The sequence below is a fragment of the Bacillus sp. BF2-3 genome (assembly GCF_008368795.1).
Taxonomy (GTDB): domain Bacteria; phylum Bacillota; class Bacilli; order Bacillales; family Bacillaceae_G; genus Bacillus_A; species Bacillus_A cereus.
On record NZ_QOSA01000049.1, the window covers coordinates 50,663 to 67,572 of the forward strand.

The following is a 16,910-nucleotide window of genomic DNA, read 5'->3' on the forward strand; positions in this document are numbered from 1 at the left end:
TTAGTTGTTCCCCTTTCCAAGACGGAATGTTTCGTGTACAGTCCATGTTCCATTTTCTAATTGATATAGAAGATGGAAACGATCAATTGGTTGTTCGTAATAGAAATCTTTCATACGTAATCGGCCCAACACATCAGCATGCTCTGCATCTGATAAGCCTTGTCCGATTGTTAAATGAGGTACGAAAGCATATTCGCGTTCTTGCGTGAATAACCCGCTATGCATTTCTTCATTTAAGAAAGTAAGTTCAGGTGTTTTTTCTACTTTAAAGTAAAGGACGTTATTAACAGGTGCGAAAGAACCAACTTTCCCAACATGAAGGGTGAAAGGGTTCGTTTTACTTGCGATTGTATGTAACTCGTTTACAATCGACTCTAATTGTTCATCTTGCGTCTCAAAGGGTGTTTTCAATGTAATATGTGGCGGAACTAATGCGTAGTGCGGGTCATAACGTTTACGCAATCCGTTCGCTTTATCTTGAATCATTTTAGATGGAAAAATTACAATGCCTAATTTCATGTTCCAATTCCTCCCTTTGTAAGTCTAGTTAGATTTTGAGATAAATAAATCTCTTTATCTATTATATCAAATTATTCTGAATACTGCTCTCTATTATTTCATTGATAGAATATGAGAGAAGGCTTTCGGTAAATCAGTCTGCCAATATTTCCAAGTATGATTGCCTTCAAATTCCTCGTAATGCGTGATGAAGTTTCTATCTGTAAGAAGCGTATTTAACTCACGGTTCGGCCCTACGAAATCAGATACTTGTCCATCAGTACGCTTTACAGCCGTTTCTTCTGTACCGATGACGTGATACAGTTCTAACGCCTGTGGATCTTTGAATTCTTTTGCTAAGTTCATCACTGTCTCATCCACAAATGGTGATTGCATAACGACTTTACCGAATGTATGCGGATACATAAGTGCAGTCATAAAGGAAACTGTTCCGCCAAGAGAATCACCAATTAAAACACGACCTTTTCCCATTTGATACGTTGGATAATTTTCATCAATATATGGTGCAAGTTCATGAGCAAGGAAACGAATATATGCAGCATTTTTCACTTCATTTGGGAAATATTTTTCTTTACGATCATGTACATTTTTATATGGAATACCGACAATAATTGTACGGTCAATTTCTTCGGTTTCACGAAGGCGCTCAATTACACGGTGCGCTTTACCGAGCTGAAAATAATCTCTACCATCTTGTGCAATTACAACTGTATGTTTGTGCAGTGGTGTGTAATTTACTGGTAAATAAACGAGAAGTGTAACATCTTCTTGAAGTGATGCGCTATAAAATGAAATTTCTTCAATTCTCCCTATTGTTTGACTCATGTAGATCCCCCTAAATAAAAATTTACTGTAACGATTGTAAGAGCGACGCTTGTAGTGAAAAGGAAAGAAATATTCACTAATTGGTGCCTTAATTTCTATTTTACCATAATGGTACGAAGAATCTAAAAAATTAGTATTTAAGTTACGAAAGAAAACGGATATAATGAAGTGGGATTTTTGACAGGTGAGAGGGGAGACAGGATTTGAAACAAGAAAAATCAATCGCACTACCATTGGCTATTTCTATAATTGCCATTTCTTTTGCAGCAGTTTTTGTAAAGATGTCCTCAGCACCATCTTCAATATTAAGTATGTACCGCTTATGGATTATCGTACTTATTATGCTGCCTATCGTATGGAAAAAAAGAGAGGAATTTAATAGGATTCAAATGAAAGATTGGGGCTTTTTAATTGGATCTGGTTTCTTTTTAGCACTTCATTTTCTTTTATGGTTTGAATCTTTAAAGCATACAACAGTTGCTAGTTCAACAATTATTTTGGCGCTTCAACCAATCGTATCTTTAGTTGGAGGTTTTTTTCTATTTAAAGAAAGAACAACATATTCAGCCATTGCAACGATGGGAATCGCTATTTTGGGAGTAATGTGCATTGGTTGGGGAGATTTAGGTTTAAGTAAGCAAGCAATTTATGGTGACATATTATCCTTTCTAAGTGTAATAGCGGTTGTCGGTTATTTATTTATCGGGCAAACGACAGTGAAGAAAGTATCGCACTGGATTTATAGCTTTACAGTCTTTGCGTTCGCAGGTCTTTTTATGGGGATTTATAATGTCATATTACAAGTACCCTTTACAGGTTATACGAAGTGGGATTGGACTGTTTTTCTTTTACTTGCGGTTGTGCCGACAGTGTCACATGTAATTAATAACTGGCTATTAAATTATGTAAATGCAACGACAATTTCAATGAGTATTTTAGGAGAACCTGTTGGAGCATCTATACTTGCGTTCTTCTTACTTGGAGAAAAATTAAATGCAATGCAAATTATCGGTAGCATGCTCGTATTGTTTGGTGTATCTGTTTTCTTACTACAGCAACAAAAGCGAACAGCAAAAAATGTCGTAAACGAGCCGGTGTATACACAGGAATTATAGTGTTAGGGGAGAAAAGAGAAGTTGTGATACTTCTCTTTTTGTTTTATAGAAATACGGGTGTAGAAGGGGGAGGAAAATGGAATTTCCATCAAAAAAAGATGTATGGTTACATCCAATTTTTTTTATTGTTGCAGGCGTCTGTTTTGCTCCTATATTTGCAGGGAGAGAATATTTCCTTTTGCTTTTTACAATTCCATTAGCAATGTTGTTTAGTTGGAGTTGATTTTTGGCAAAATATATTGCCAGGAAAGAAACAATTACGATTAGATCGGGTCTCGTTACAAAACGTATATTTATACGAGATATAAAACAAATTTCAAATACGAAAAATCCAATAGCAGCTCATGCATTATCATTTGAACGACTTGAAATTGTTTACGATACACATAAAAACAGAAATTATTTCTCCAAGAAATAAAGAACAATTTATTAACCTTGTAAAAAGTAAAAACTCAAATATTGAAACAAAGTAAAAGAGTGGCTACGAAGCCACTCTTTTACTTTGGGTTTGTCATATAAGGTTGTACGTGAATGACACATAGGTCACGGAATTTGCCTTCAGCAGTTGTGACAATTACGACTGCTTTACCTGCACTTTTTCCAGTAATCGTCACGGTGTCACCTTTTGGATATATGGTGATGATATCAGAATTCATATTTGACCAAATAAGCTCTTTATTCGTTGCTTGTATTGGCAAAGTAGAAGCTGCTAACACAATGTTTTGTCCCGTTTTTATTTTTAATTTATGTTTTTCCATATGAACACCGATGACTGAAATAACAGAAGGAGCAATTGAAATTTTAGGCGGGTTAGGTTGCATGTTTAAACAAGACGCAGAAGTATTTGTGATAGGTGAAAATTTTCGTGTTTGTTGTTGCTGGAAAGCTGCTAACATGTTGGAGTCCCCTTTCTGTATAAGTGCTGATACTCATACTATAAAGGAGTAGTGTTATGTTAAATTTAACGAAACATAAAGAATTTGTTAAATTTGATAAGAAGATTGTCGAACTGTAAAAAATCTCTGCTGTTACGATAACAGCAGAGATTTTTTTATAAATTATGACGATGTTGTTTTTCGAAATCCTCAAATTGCTCTTCAACTTCTTTTGAAGGTTGTGTTAGTAAACTAACAATTACGATGGCTAGTAAACTAATAGCGAAACCTGGAATCATTTCATATAAGAAATCTTTTAAGAATTTGAATTGAGTCCATATAATAACAGTAGCGGCACCAGAAATCATACCAGCAAGCGCGCCCCATTTCGTCATACGTTTCCAATATAAGCTTAATAAAATAGCAGGTCCGAATGAAGAACCAAAACCAGCCCAAGCGTATCCAACAAGAGCTAAAATCGTATCATTTTGTTTAAACGCTAAAGCGCACCCAACTAATGCAATAACAAGTACAGCCATACGACCGACAAATACAAGTTCTTTATCAGATGCAGAACGTTTGAAGAATGTACGATATAAGTCTTCCGTTACGGCACTAGAAGTAACGAGTAACTGAGAGGAGATTGTACTCATAATCGCTGCTAAAATTGCGGCTAATAAAAATCCAGTAATAAGTGGGTGGAATAAAATTTTCCCAAGTTCAAGGAAAATTGTTTCTGGGTTAGATAATGTTAACTCTTGTTGTGAATAGTAAGCAATACCAATAAGACCAGTAAACATAGCTCCGACAACAGAGAAAATCATCCAGCTCATACCAATTCTTCGTGCGCTTTTAAGTTCTTTTACAGAAGCGATTGCCATAAAGCGTACGATAATATGAGGTTGTCCGACATAACCAAGGCCCCATGCGAATAGAGAAATCATTCCTAAAGTAGAGGCACCTTTAAAAATATCTAGACGTGTTGGATCTACAGATCGAATTGTATCAAATGCAGGTCCAAGTCCGTTCGAATTCATAATTGTTACGATAGGAACAAGAATAAGAGCAACTACCATAATGATTCCTTGCACGAAGTCTGTCCAACTTACTGCTAAGAAACCACCAAATAATGTGTAAGCTACAACAACGCCTGCTACAATGAATAATCCAACATGATAGTTCATGCCAAATGAATTTTCAAATAATACAGCGCCTGAAACTAATCCTGAAGCTACATAGAAAGTAAAGAAAATCATAATAACAAGTCCAGATACTAAACGTAGCATATGAGATTTGTCGTGGAAACGGTGTTCCAAAAATTCTGGGATAGTAATAGAGTTATTTGCAATTTCTGAGTAGGTACGTAAGCGAGGAGCGACATAAAGCCAGTTTGCGTATGCGCCTAGTGTTAGGCCGATCGCAATCCAACTACTACTTAATCCAACGCTAAACATTGCACCGGGTAATCCCATTAAAAGCCAACCACTCATATCGGATGCTCCAGCACTTAATGCTGTTACTGCGGGGCCTAGTGTACGCCCGCCAAGCATATAATCTGTTAAGTTGGACGTTCGTTTGTAGGCGAAATAGCCAATTACTAACATCCCGAGCATGTAGATAGAGATCGAAGTTAAAGTTAACATCTGCGTACTCATGTAGTTCCCCTTCCTTTTGTCATGTCTTTTGATGCGTTATGCATATTTATAATCTATCATGATTATTCTGAAAAATCCATATAGAAATATGAATTTTCAGAAATGTAAGCATTTTTTGATGTCATTTTACTTTTTTAATATATAATATTCATACAAAAAACCTTATTTTTAATAGAGTATTTATTATATTTACATAAAAAGAGGTTGTTTTGTCAATATAATATTGAAAGGAAAGAAAAATAAAATTTTTAAAAAAGTATTGACTTGTGAAAAAAGTCAGGTCTATAATGAGTGCAACTTAAAAAAATGCAAGCGTTGATGAAGAAGAGTACACATGATGAACATGTCAGAGAGCTGATGGTTGGTGCGAATCAGTATGGAATTGATGTGGAATGGGCTTCGGAGCTTCCAAACCGAAACGAAAGAAGTAGGCTTTGGCGACATGATCTCATCGATACAAGAGACACGTATTGTTTTTGATACGGTAAAGTGCGTTACATTTGTAACGAATTAAGGTGGCACCACGGGAGTACCCGTCCTTTCTATAGGATGAGTACTCCCTTTTTGTGTATAAAAAATTAAATAAATGAAATCGTTTAAGTAAGAAGAGTACGTATATTGGAGACGTTACAGAGAGCCGGGAATAGGTGGGAGCCCGGTACGGTGCCATATACGGAATGGGCTTACGAGAGGTATGCTGAACAATTGTTTTCAGTAGGCAACCCGGGTTCCGCCGTTACAAGGATAAGGTATAAATTTTGTACCTGAACAAAGCGGGATGCTTTTGCATCCAACACGAGGTGGTACCGCGGTATATTTATCGTCCTCTACATATTTTCGATATGTAGAGGACTTTTTTATTTTTCAGAGCGAGGTGAAGGACATGATGACGAAAGAAGAATTTATAAAACAAAAAAGAGAGAGAAAGACATTTTTAGTAATCGATGAAGAAGAAGGAGATAGCATTACGCCAATTTCTTTATATAGACGTATGAAAGGGAAGAAGAAATTCTTATTAGAAAGTTCACAGCTTCATCAAGATAAAGGGCGTTATTCTTACTTAGGATGTAATCCTTATGGAGAAGTGAAAAGCGTGGGTACGGAAGTGGAACGAACGATTTTCGGCCGGGCAGAAAAGTTACAAGGTAACGTACTACAAGTGTTAGAAGAAGTAATTGCACCATCACAAGTAGACAGTCCATTTCCATTTTGCGGAGGAGCAGTTGGTTATATTGGATATGATGTCATTCGGCAGTATGAAAACATTGGAGCGGATTTACACGACCCATTAAATATTCCGGAAGTACACCTCTTACTATATCGTGAGTTTATCGTTTACGATCATTTACGCCAAAAGTTGTCGTTTGTATATGTATGCAGGGAAGATGATTCAGCAGATTATGAGGAAGTATACGAAAGGCTACGAGTATACAAAGAGGAAGTGCTACAAGGAGAAGAAACTGAAGTAAATGCAATACAATCCACATTATCATTCACTTCTTCTATAACGGAAAAAGAGTTTTGTGGGATGGTAGAAATGGCGAAAGAACATATAAGAGCCGGAGACATATTCCAAGTCGTACTGTCACAGCGTTTACAAAGTGAATGTATTGGTGATCCATTCGCGTTATACCGAAAACTTCGAATTGCAAATCCATCACCATATATGTTCTATATCGATTTTCAAGATTATGTTGTACTCGGTTCTTCGCCGGAAAGTTTGCTATCAGTAAGGGAGGATAAAGTAATGACGAATCCAATTGCTGGTACAAGACCGAGAGGGAAAACGAAGAGGGAAGATGAGGAAATCGCAAAAGAACTGTTAGACAATGAGAAAGAGCGAGCAGAGCATATGATGCTTGTAGATCTTGGGCGAAACGATATTGGTAGAGTGAGCGAAATCGGCTCGGTTACGATAGATAAATATATGAAAGTAGAAAAATACTCTCACGTTATGCACATTGTATCTGAAGTTTACGGAACATTGCGAAAACAAATGAGCGGATTTGATGCATTAGCGTATTGCCTACCAGCAGGAACGGTTTCTGGGGCTCCGAAAATTAGAGCGATGGAAATTATAAATGAGCTAGAGAATGAAAAAAGAAATGTATACGCGGGTGCAGTTGGATACGTTAGTTTTTCAGGAAATCTTGATATGGCGCTCGCTATTCGAACGATGGTCGTAAAGGATGAAAAAGCATATGTTCAGGCAGGAGCGGGAATTGTTTATGATTCAGACCCAGTAGCTGAATATGAAGAAACGTTAAATAAAGCGAGAGCGCTTTTGGAGGTAATGAAATGATTGTACTTATCGATAATTACGATTCGTTCACATATAACTTGTACCAACTGTTAGGCGAACATGAAGAAGAAATTGTAGTTGTAAGAAATGATGAAATAACGATAGAACAGTTAGAAGAGATGAATCCAAGAGGAATTGTACTTTCACCAGGACCAGGAAAACCAGAGGGTGCTGGCATTTGTATCGACGTCATCCGTCATTTTTATAAGAACGTTCCCATATTAGGGATTTGTCTTGGCCACCAAGCGATCATAGCTGCATTTGGAGGAGACATTGTTAGAGCAGAACGTATTAGACACGGAAAAACATCGCGTGTGAAACATAACGGAACGTCAATCTTTTCATATGTGATGCAGCCGCTAACAGCAATGCGCTATCATTCTCTTGTTGCAGAGCAAACAAGCTTGCCAGAGTGTTTTGACATACTAGCGACAGCGATGGACGATGGAGAAATTATGGCAGTTCGTCACAATTATTATCCGCTCTTCGGATTACAGTTTCATCCGGAATCAATCGCAACAGAAGAAGGCGGAAAGTTAATACTTGCCTTTTTAACAGAAGTAAAAGGGGAGGAAAGAGTATGAATAACTATCTTCGTAAATTAGTGGAGGGTCAACATTTAACAGAAGAGGAAATGTATAAAGCAGGACTACTTTTATTAAGTGAAAACATATTAGAAAGTGAAATTGCAGCTTTCTTAGTCTTACTGAAAGCGAAAGGTGAAACGGCAGAAGAAATATACGGTCTCGTTCGAGCTCTTCGCGAAAAGGCATTGCCGTTTTCGAACCATATACAAGGAGCAATGGACAATTGCGGGACGGGTGGTGACGGTGCTCAAACGTTTAATATTAGCACAACATCAGCATTCGTACTGGCAGGAGCAGGTGTAAAGGTTGCAAAACATGGTAATCGTGCTGTTTCTAGTAAAACAGGAAGTGCAGACTTATTAGAAGAACTGGGTGTAAATATTAGTAGTACGCCAAACGAAATTGATTATTTACTAGAGCATGTGGGCATTGCATTTTTATTTGCACCAGCGATGCATCCAGCACTAAGGCGCATTATGAAAATAAGAAAAGAGTTAAACGTGCCGACGATCTTTAATTTAATTGGTCCTTTAACAAATCCGGTAAATTTAGAAACACAATTTGTCGGTATTTATAAACGAGATATGTTATTACCAGTTGCGCAAGTATTACAAAAGTTAGGCCGGAAACAAGCGCTTGTCGTAAATGGAAGTGGTTTTTTAGATGAAGCATCATTACAAGGGGAAAATCACGTAGTCCTTTTAAAAGATAATGAAATAGTGGAAATGAGTATTGATCCAGAAAAGTATGGTTTTTCAAGAGTGAAAAATGAAGAAATTAGAGGGGGGAATTCAAAAGAAAATGCAAAGATTACGCTTGAAGTATTGAGAGGAGAAAAGAGTGTTTATCGCGATACAGTTTTATTAAATGCAGGTCTAGCTCTTTTCGCAAATGGAAAAACGGAAACGATTGAAGAAGGAATTAAACTCGCGGCACATAGCATTGACTCTGGAAAAGCATTAGCCAAATTAAACTTATTAATTGTAGCAAGCAACGAAAAATTAGAAAGGGTGAACTAAAGTGGGGACGATTTTAGATAAAATTGTAGAACAGAAGAAAAAGGAAGTTGCGGAGTTATATGAAATATATACACCAGTAAAAACAAAAAGAAAGACACATTCACTTGTAGAAGCGTTACAGCAGTTTACTGTCATTGCAGAAGTAAAGCGAGCATCACCATCAAAAGGAGATATCAATTTACACGTTGACGTACGAAAACAAGTGGGAACATATGAGAAATGTGGTGCAGGAGCAGTATCTGTTTTAACAGATGGTCAATTTTTTAAAGGATCGTTTCACGATTTACAAACAGCAAGAGAAGAAAGTAACATTCCGCTTTTATGTAAAGATTTCATAATCGATAAGACTCAAATCGATAGAGCGTATGAAGCGGGAGCAGATATTATTTTACTAATCGTAGCAGCGTTAACGAAAGAGAAGTTAAAAGAGTTGTATAGCTACGTGTTAGAAAAAGGATTGGAAGCGATTGTTGAAGTTCATGATGAACAGGAATTAGAAACTGCGATTGTATTAAATCCGCACGTTATTGGCATTAATAATCGTAATTTAAAAACGTTCGAAGTAGATTTAAGCCAAACTGAAAAGCTTGGAAAAAGATTGAATGAGGAGAAACTACTTTGGATTAGTGAAAGTGGCATTCATTCAAAAGAGGATATTATTCGTGTTAAAAGAGCTGGAGCCAAAGGTGTATTAGTTGGAGAGGCGCTTATGACATCATCTTCTATTAGTAGTTTTTTTGAAGATTGTAAGGTGAATATATGAAAGTGAAAATTTGCGGCATCACTGATGTGGAAACAGCGAAAAGTGTGTGTGAATACGGAGCAGATGCACTCGGATTTGTTTTTGCAGAAAGTAAACGGAAAATCACTCCAAAGAGAGCGAAAGAAATCATTCAGGAGCTTCCAGCCAACGTGTTAAAAATCGGTGTTTTCGTAAATGAATCAGTAGAAGTGATCCAGAAAATTGCAGATGAGTGCGGGTTAACACATGTACAACTACATGGGGATGAAGACAATTATCAAATTAGAAGATTGAATATTCCGTCTATAAAATCGCTGGGAGTAACTTCAGAGAGTGATATGGAAAACGCTCAAAGGTATGAAACGGATTATATATTATTTGATAGCCCGAAAGAAAAGTTTCATGGAGGAAATGGAAAGACATTTTCATGGGAACTACTTGGGCATATGCCAAAAGAATTGCGAAAGAAAATGATATTAGCTGGTGGATTAAACGCTCTTAATATAGAAGAAGCAATTCGAACTGTTCAGCCATACATGGTCGATGTGAGCAGTGGAGTAGAGACAGAAGGAAAGAAAGATGTAGAGAAAATAAAACAATTTATTATAAAAGCGAAGGAGTGTTCCAAATGAACTACGCATATCCAGATGAAAAAGGACATTACGGTATATACGGAGGACGATATGTTCCAGAAACGTTAATGCAATCTGTACTAGAACTAGAAGAAGCATATAAAGAAGCGATGCAAGATGAAGCATTTCAAAAGGAATTAAATCATTATTTAAAAACGTACGTCGGAAGAGAAACACCGCTATATTATGCTGAAAATATGACGAAGTATTGCGGTGGTGCAAAGATTTATTTAAAACGTGAAGATTTGAATCATACAGGAGCTCATAAAATTAACAATACAATCGGTCAGGCACTACTTGCAGTGCGAATGGGCAAGAAAAAAGTTGTCGCTGAAACAGGAGCTGGACAACACGGAGTTGCAACAGCTACTGTATGTGCTCTTCTCGGATTAGAATGCGTCATTTTTATGGGAGAAGAAGATGTAAGACGTCAAAAATTAAATGTGTTCCGAATGGAATTACTCGGAGCGAAAGTAGAAAGTGTAGCGGCAGGTAGCGGTACATTAAAAGATGCGGTAAACGAGGCGCTTCGTTACTGGGTTTCACATGTGCATGATACGCACTACATTATGGGATCTGTTCTCGGACCACATCCATTCCCGCAAATTGTCCGTGATTTCCAAAGTGTAATTGGAAATGAAACGAAAAAACAATATGAGGCGTTAGAAGGAAAGTTACCAGAAGCAGTCGTTGCTTGTATTGGCGGTGGTAGTAATGCGATGGGGATGTTTTATCCGTTCGTACACGATGAAGAAGTTGCTCTTTACGGCGTAGAAGCAGCTGGAAAAGGCGTTCATACAGAAAAGCATGCAGCAACTTTAACGAAAGGAAGCGTTGGCGTTCTCCACGGATCAATGATGTATCTTCTGCAAAACGAAGAAGGACAAATTCAAGAAGCACACTCTATTTCAGCAGGACTTGATTATCCAGGTGTTGGTCCAGAACATAGCTTGCTAAAAGATATTGGCCGCGTTTCCTATCATTCGATAACAGACGAAGAAGCATTAGAAGCATTTCAATTATTAACGAAAAAAGAAGGCATTATCCCGGCGTTAGAAAGCTCGCATGCTGTCGCATACGCATTAAAATTAGCGCCGCAAATGAAGAAAGATGAAGGGCTTGTCATTTGTTTATCTGGCCGCGGTGATAAAGATGTAGAGAGTATAAAACGTTATATGGAAGAGGTGTAAAAAATGGGAGTAGAAAAAATTAAAGCAGCGTTTGAAAATGGCAAGAAAGCATTTATTCCGTACGTAATGGGCGGAGATGGTGGCCTTGAAAAATTAAAAGAAAGAATTCGTTTTCTTGATGAAGCAGGAGCAAGCATCGTTGAAATTGGTATTCCGTTTTCAGATCCAGTCGCAGATGGCCCAACGATTCAAAGAGCAGGGAAACGAGCGCTAGATAGCGGCGTAACATTAAAAGGCATTTTTCAAGCGTTAGCAGAGGTAAGGAAAGAAGTACAAATGCCTTTTGTTCTTATGACATATTTAAATCCGGTACTTGCATTCGGAAAAGAGAGATTCATTGAGAACTGTATAGAAGCAGGTGTAGACGGCATCATCGTTCCAGACTTACCGTATGAAGAACAAAATATTATTGCGCCGTTACTTCGAGAGGTAAACATTGCGCTCATCCCACTGGTTACCGTAACGAGTCCTATTGAAAGAATTGAAAAAATTACGAGTGAATCAAAAGGGTTCGTTTATGCTGTTACAGTAGCGGGCGTAACGGGAGTACGTCAAAACTTTAAAGAGGAGATTCATAGTTACTTAGAAAAAGTAAAATCACACGTCAACTTACCAGTAGTCGCTGGATTCGGCATCTCAACAAAAGAACATGTAGAAGAAATGGTTACAATATGCGACGGAGTTGTCGTTGGAAGTAAGGTCATTGAGCTTTTAGAAAATGAAAAGCGAGAAGAAATATGTGAATTAATATATGCAACAAAACAAAAAGAAGAGGCATAGTCTCTTCTTTTTGTTTTGCGTAATAAATGTTAAAATATACAGAAAATACATATAAATTAGAGGGGGAGAAGGCATGCTAAGACGTAAATTACTATATCTATTTTTAACTGTACCGTTATACGCTTGGCTCATTAGCATGACGAAAATAGAGTTAATGGCTCTATTTTTAGGGTATGTATTCATCTTTTCCAACTTAAATCGCATTCAAGAACAGTCTATTTTAGAAATATGTCTATTTTCGATTAGTATAGAATTATTTAGTATCGTTTCGATTGTATTATTAAACGAATTATTTCTACGGATTCATTCATTTACATTAATGAAATTTTGGAATATTATATTGCAAGCAATATGTACTTACATTGTGTTTGTTGTGTTGAAAGAAATAGTTGGAAAGCAGACAGTTTTTCAGGATAATAGAAAATGGGAGTGAATGAAAAGGAGCCGTTTGGTTCCTTTTTTGAATCTGTTTTAAAAACAATTGAAAATTATAGCATCTGTTATATAATAGTTAAAAATTGTATTTTAAACGAAATGAGATGATAACATGGCCATATTGTTGGCACTTATCCCAATTATGATGATTTTCATTTGTTTATTTTTATTTAAACAAACGTCATTAAGGTCCTCGTTAATTTCTTATGCTGTGTCTGTTGGAATCGTTTTACTCTCGCCAACGTTTCAATTAGGGATAAGTGAAACTGTACACGCAACGATTAAAGGATGGTTAATTTGTTTTATTGTCGGGTACGTTTTATTTTTCGGTATTTTTTTATTTCACCTCATGAACAAAATGGGGTACATCGATCAAGTGGCACGTTTTCTAGAAGCAGTGACGCAAGATCGCTTATTACAAATGCTGCTTATGTGTTTTGGCATTTGCCCGCTTATTGAATCAGTAAGTGGATTCGGTATCGGCTTCATGGTTGCAGCACCTATTTTTCTTTCACTAGGATATAAACCATTTCAAGCTGTACTACTCTCATTCATCGGCTTACTAGCTAGTTCATGGGGCGCAATGGCAACTGGTACGATTATCGGTTCGCAGCTAATAAATATGCCTCTTACAACACTTGGCACAAATACAGCGCTACTAAGTATTCCGATGTTTGCTTACTTCGTTATTCTTTCTTTACACGTTGTTGGCGGCTGGCAAGCGGTTATAGAAAAGTGGAAAGAAGGAGTAGGATTCTTTCTATTATTTTCTCTCGGAATCTATCTTTCTAACGCATACGTAAGTGTTGAACTAGCCGGGATATTAAGTTCTATCGTTACGATTACATTTGGCTTTCTTATCATTAAATTAAAAGGAAAAAGTGGGCAAAATCTTATAACAGAGCATGCGGCTGCAACGGAGAGAGAAGTATCCATTATAAAAATTATTAGCCCTTATATATTTCTAACAGTTTGTATTTTACTTTCTCGCCTCGTTCCAGCATTACATGATTTGTTCAGATCATATGCGGTTCTTGATTTGAAATCATACTCTTACAAACTAGAGTTACTATATTCACCAGGATTTTGGCTCGGTATGACTTGCTTATTTACTATTATTTTCTTCCGCATCCCGTCTAATATTATTAAACAATCACTCTCACAAACGATCAAACAATGGATTCCTTTTGCGATTACGACGACAATGTTTATCGCCATTTCAGAACTAATGGGTGCATCAGGCATGCATTCATTACTCGCAAAGACAGCTGGTGATACATTTGGAACATTTTTCGTTTTCGTTGCGCCGTTTATTGGCGCTATTGGTGGATTTTTAACAGGTAGTAACGCAGGATCAAATGCAATGTTTATAAAACTACAAATGCAAACCGCACAAAACGTAGCACTCCCGTGGCAATATGTCACAACACTTCAAAACACCGCATCATCAGTAGCGACAATCGCTTGTCCATCACGGATTACACTAGGTGCTTACTTATGTAATATCCCTTACCGTGAAAATGAACTATTAAAGAAGACGACGTTAATGATCTTTGGTGCGGTTTTGCTTGTAGTGGTAGAGGTTATTGTTTGGTATATGTTGAGAAATTAAAAATCCTCCTAACATAGGAGGATTTTTTTTATGAATGGATAATGATTTAAATATGAATAGCTTCTACTCAATGAATAGGAGATGAAATGTATGCCCCTAAAAAACTACGGTGTATTAAAAGGTACAGTTATACAATCAAAGATGGGAAAAGGGAAAACTCCTCATTATCAAGTTCATTTACAAGATGAAGCAGAAGTAGATTATCGCATTGCAATTAACGTAAAGTCGCAAAGTTATCCGTCAGAAGTTTTATATTTTGCGAGCGACAATATTCGGTCAGAGGCGATTCATATTTTACCGACATTACCATTCGGTTTTACAGAAATAAAAAACAATGAACCGAAAGTAGCTTTAGATTATATAAGAGGAAATCTATTTGACTCAAATCAAATGATTCCTTTACCTCCCGAAAAAGCAGGAGCAGATAATGATTTAAATGAAAAAATAGAACGTTATATAAAACGAGCGATAGAAGAAAAAGCAATTATTTACGCGTTTGGCGAAAGATGGGGACCAGAAGAAAATACACCAGATTCCTATTTTCATTTCAAACCGGGAAACGGTATACATGATATTCATATGAATCAAGGGAATGTAGAAAAATGGCAAGGTGATGATGGAATATGGCAAGATGGAGGGATACTCATTCACTTTGAAAAGGAAGAAGAATGGATTGGTATCTTTCTTGCATTCCAATCACAGTCATGGTGTACCGATGAAGAAGGGCATGCTCGTGTTCCGGTTGAACATTGTGATTATAAGAGGAATAATTAATAAGAAGAGGGCGTTCAAAAAGAACGTCCTCTTCTTATTTTATAAAACGAAAAACTAACAAGTGTAGAAATACAAGAGAAAAGCAGTGCTACACTAGAAAACGCAATGAGATACATATTATATTTCATAACCTGTCCAATTAGCTGGTTACTGTCGTATTGAAACAGTCCCGCTATGATGTTGAATAAAAATAAAACGATAAACATGACGATAACTCCGTCTATTGATCCTTTAATGTCTGGTTTACTTAAAGCGATATGTGCGGAAATGCAAATGGCGATAAATAAAAATAACCAAAAGGAAGGATTCAATAAATTGCCGATTGTAAATAAGTTTTTCAATAATACAAACGTCGACAAGAGCATGTTTTGAATCATTTCTACATTAATAGAAGTAGAAGCAATCGTTTTTTCGAGAGTTGTATTAAATAAAAAATATGATTCTGGTACGAAATAGCGCATTAAAAGGATTAATGCAGTAATACCAGAAATAATAGGCCCAATGCCGATAAAGAAATTCCCAATTCGTTGATACACACTTTTTTGATTGTATTGATGTTGTACGTAACCTAAAGCCCCTTGACTTGTATCTGTCGGGAAGAACTGCGTTGCTACAATCTTATGACGGAACAGCACGCACATAATGGCATGTCCAAGTTCGTGAATAGGAACACCAATCCAAGCCGTTAATAGGAATCCTTTTCTTCCGAAAGCTCTCGACCAATACATCCGTGTGAGAGATTCTAAATAGCCTAATAGAAATCCAATTACAATGATAACGCCAATTAAAGATAATAATTGGATTACGCTTGTAAGGAGTATTTGAAAAATTGAGTTTACCAATTCCATTGCCAGTCATCCAATCTGTTAAAAATATTATTTATTCTGTTTCATAATAGCATTTTTTTTCAAGATTACTAGCACATATATTTTTTTTCGGAAGAAGGATTTCAGAATCTTTTTCTTGTAGTCATGTTTTATGTCCAAAGTCATATATTGAACTTGTAACACCCTATAAGGTATATGCTTAAGGAGGGATAAGAGAATGAAATGTCCGTCATGTCATACAGAAAATTCAGCGGAGGCAAAGTTTTGCGGGAATTGTGGACATTCGTTAACGGAAGAAGTAGTGGCAAGTAGTGGCCAAGAAGAAGGGCCGGAACAAGCACGTGCGGCACAAGCAAAGGAAGCTCGGCCAAATGAAACGGTAGAGCAAGCGAAACGGTTCGCGAGCGGCTATTTTCAATTTTTTAAACATGCATTACAAGCACCGACAGCGATTATGAAAAGCGGCGCTATTGAAGTGCGAAATGGAATTGTAAGTCTTGTTCTTATTTGTTTTTTAGGAGCATGTATTTTTTATAGAATGATGAGTGCAGCATCAGCAGTTACGAGAACATTTGCACCAGATATATCTACTCCCACGTTTTTTGGAGAATCTATAACGGTCTTTTTCTTTTTATTAATTTTAACTTTATTTGTCGGATTTATTATTTTTGTAAGTGGTAAGATGATGAAATCGTCTTTTTCGTTTCTTGAAGTATTTGGTATATGGGGAACGATAGCGACGCCGACTATTGTCATATTAGTCCTTTCTTTTCTTTTTAGTTTCTTATTAATCTTTTTCTTACCTATATTATTATCCGTAGCTGCAACTTATATAGGGATTAGTATAACTGTAGCCGTATTAAAGCTAGACAATGGCGGATTAGATCTCGTTTACACACTTATTATTGCAAATGTTTTAATTGGAATTGCAACGTTCATTGTACTTTGGTCTTACATTAGTACGATAATTCAAGCCTTAACAAAGGGAATAACTGGCTTCTAATGAAAAGGTGGTTGACTG

General features: G+C 36.7%; 17 protein-coding genes, 1 pseudogene and 2 other annotated features. Of the genes and pseudogenes, 13 read left to right on the forward strand and 5 right to left on the reverse strand.

The features are described from left to right. Together DN401_RS26690 and DN401_RS26695 are read right to left on the reverse strand one after the other, a co-directional pair. Window positions 1–519, reverse strand: a complete 519-nt coding sequence (locus tag DN401_RS26690; protein WP_046198577.1) for a YjcG family protein — start codon at window positions 517–519, stop codon at window positions 1–3. A 93-nt stretch (window positions 520–612) separates the two neighbouring features. Then, window positions 613–1,344, reverse strand: coding sequence for an alpha/beta hydrolase (locus DN401_RS26695; protein WP_000084013.1), 732 nt, complete (start codon window positions 1,342–1,344; stop codon window positions 613–615). A gap of 203 nt (window positions 1,345–1,547) precedes the next feature. On the opposite strand from DN401_RS26695, the gene DN401_RS26700 reads away from it, so the two are divergent. Continuing rightward, window positions 1,548–2,459, forward strand: coding sequence for a DMT family transporter (locus DN401_RS26700; protein WP_000806939.1), 912 nt, complete (start codon window positions 1,548–1,550; stop codon window positions 2,457–2,459). A gap of 76 nt (window positions 2,460–2,535) precedes the next feature. Next, window positions 2,536–2,932: pseudogene (locus tag DN401_RS26705) on the forward strand (PH domain-containing protein). A 24-nt stretch (window positions 2,933–2,956) separates the two neighbouring features. Here DN401_RS26705 and DN401_RS26710 read toward each other — a convergent pair. Continuing rightward, window positions 2,957–3,355, reverse strand: a complete 399-nt coding sequence (locus DN401_RS26710) for an Ig-like domain-containing protein (protein WP_000878731.1) — start codon at window positions 3,353–3,355, stop codon at window positions 2,957–2,959. Window positions 3,356–3,510: 155 nt separating this feature from the next. After that, window positions 3,511–4,989, reverse strand: coding sequence for a sodium/proline symporter PutP (putP, locus tag DN401_RS26715; protein ID WP_000107208.1), 1,479 nt, complete (start codon window positions 4,987–4,989; stop codon window positions 3,511–3,513). A 306-nt stretch (window positions 4,990–5,295) separates the two neighbouring features. After that, window positions 5,296–5,533 (forward strand) — a binding site (T-box leader). Window positions 5,534–5,575: 42 nt separating this feature from the next. Beyond that, window positions 5,576–5,820, forward strand: a binding site (T-box leader). 52 nt (window positions 5,821–5,872) lie between these two features. On the opposite strand from putP, the gene trpE reads away from it, so the two are divergent. From trpE to DN401_RS26765, 10 genes are all read left to right on the forward strand, one after another. Next, complete coding sequence (gene trpE / locus DN401_RS26720; protein ID WP_121868125.1) at window positions 5,873–7,291, forward strand: anthranilate synthase component I; 1,419 nt, start codon at window positions 5,873–5,875, stop codon at window positions 7,289–7,291. After that, window positions 7,288–7,875, forward strand: coding sequence for an aminodeoxychorismate/anthranilate synthase component II (locus DN401_RS26725; RefSeq protein ID WP_060852302.1), 588 nt, complete (start codon window positions 7,288–7,290; stop codon window positions 7,873–7,875). Before trpE ends, DN401_RS26725 begins: the two co-directional genes overlap by 4 nt. Then, entirely contained in the window at window positions 7,872–8,897 is a 1,026-nt protein-coding gene (gene trpD / locus DN401_RS26730) for an anthranilate phosphoribosyltransferase (protein ID WP_060852301.1), read from the forward strand. Before DN401_RS26725 ends, trpD begins: the two co-directional genes overlap by 4 nt. Before the next feature lies 1 nt (window position 8,898). Then, window positions 8,899–9,660, forward strand: coding sequence for an indole-3-glycerol phosphate synthase TrpC (gene trpC, locus DN401_RS26735; RefSeq protein ID WP_127063869.1), 762 nt, complete (start codon window positions 8,899–8,901; stop codon window positions 9,658–9,660). Next, window positions 9,657–10,271 carry a phosphoribosylanthranilate isomerase gene (locus tag DN401_RS26740; RefSeq protein ID WP_127063870.1) on the forward strand — a complete coding sequence of 205 codons (615 nt, stop codon included), beginning with the start codon at window positions 9,657–9,659 and terminating at the stop codon, window positions 10,269–10,271. Before trpC ends, DN401_RS26740 begins: the two co-directional genes overlap by 4 nt. Next, window positions 10,268–11,461: a tryptophan synthase subunit beta gene (gene trpB / locus DN401_RS26745; RefSeq protein WP_016124290.1), complete on the forward strand. Its 1,194-nt coding sequence runs from the start codon at window positions 10,268–10,270 to the stop codon at window positions 11,459–11,461. The genes DN401_RS26740 and trpB overlap by 4 nt, the downstream gene beginning before the upstream one ends. Before the next feature lie 3 nt (window positions 11,462–11,464). After that, window positions 11,465–12,241, forward strand: coding sequence for a tryptophan synthase subunit alpha (trpA, locus tag DN401_RS26750; protein WP_016124291.1), 777 nt, complete (start codon window positions 11,465–11,467; stop codon window positions 12,239–12,241). Window positions 12,242–12,314: 73 nt separating this feature from the next. Next, complete coding sequence (locus DN401_RS26755; protein ID WP_000946131.1) at window positions 12,315–12,674, forward strand: DUF4029 domain-containing protein; 360 nt, start codon at window positions 12,315–12,317, stop codon at window positions 12,672–12,674. A 114-nt stretch (window positions 12,675–12,788) separates the two neighbouring features. After that, entirely contained in the window at window positions 12,789–14,288 is a 1,500-nt protein-coding gene (locus tag DN401_RS26760) for an L-lactate permease (RefSeq protein WP_127063871.1), read from the forward strand. Between the two features lie 90 nt (window positions 14,289–14,378). Then, window positions 14,379–15,062 (forward strand): DUF2278 family protein, encoded by a 684-nt coding sequence (locus tag DN401_RS26765; protein ID WP_001128618.1) that lies wholly within the window; start codon window positions 14,379–14,381, stop codon window positions 15,060–15,062. Window positions 15,063–15,076: 14 nt separating this feature from the next. Here DN401_RS26765 and DN401_RS26770 read toward each other — a convergent pair whose 3' ends face one another. Beyond that, the gene (locus DN401_RS26770) at window positions 15,077–15,910 is read right to left on the reverse strand and encodes a hypothetical protein (protein ID WP_098212796.1); all 834 of its coding nucleotides are present in this window, start codon (window positions 15,908–15,910) and stop codon (window positions 15,077–15,079) included. Window positions 15,911–16,106: 196 nt separating this feature from the next. Here DN401_RS26770 and DN401_RS26775 point away from each other — a divergent pair, with 196 nt between their 5' ends. After that, entirely contained in the window at window positions 16,107–16,892 is a 786-nt protein-coding gene (locus DN401_RS26775; protein WP_098212795.1) for a zinc ribbon domain-containing protein, read from the forward strand. The last annotated feature ends 18 nt before the right edge of the window (window positions 16,893–16,910 follow it).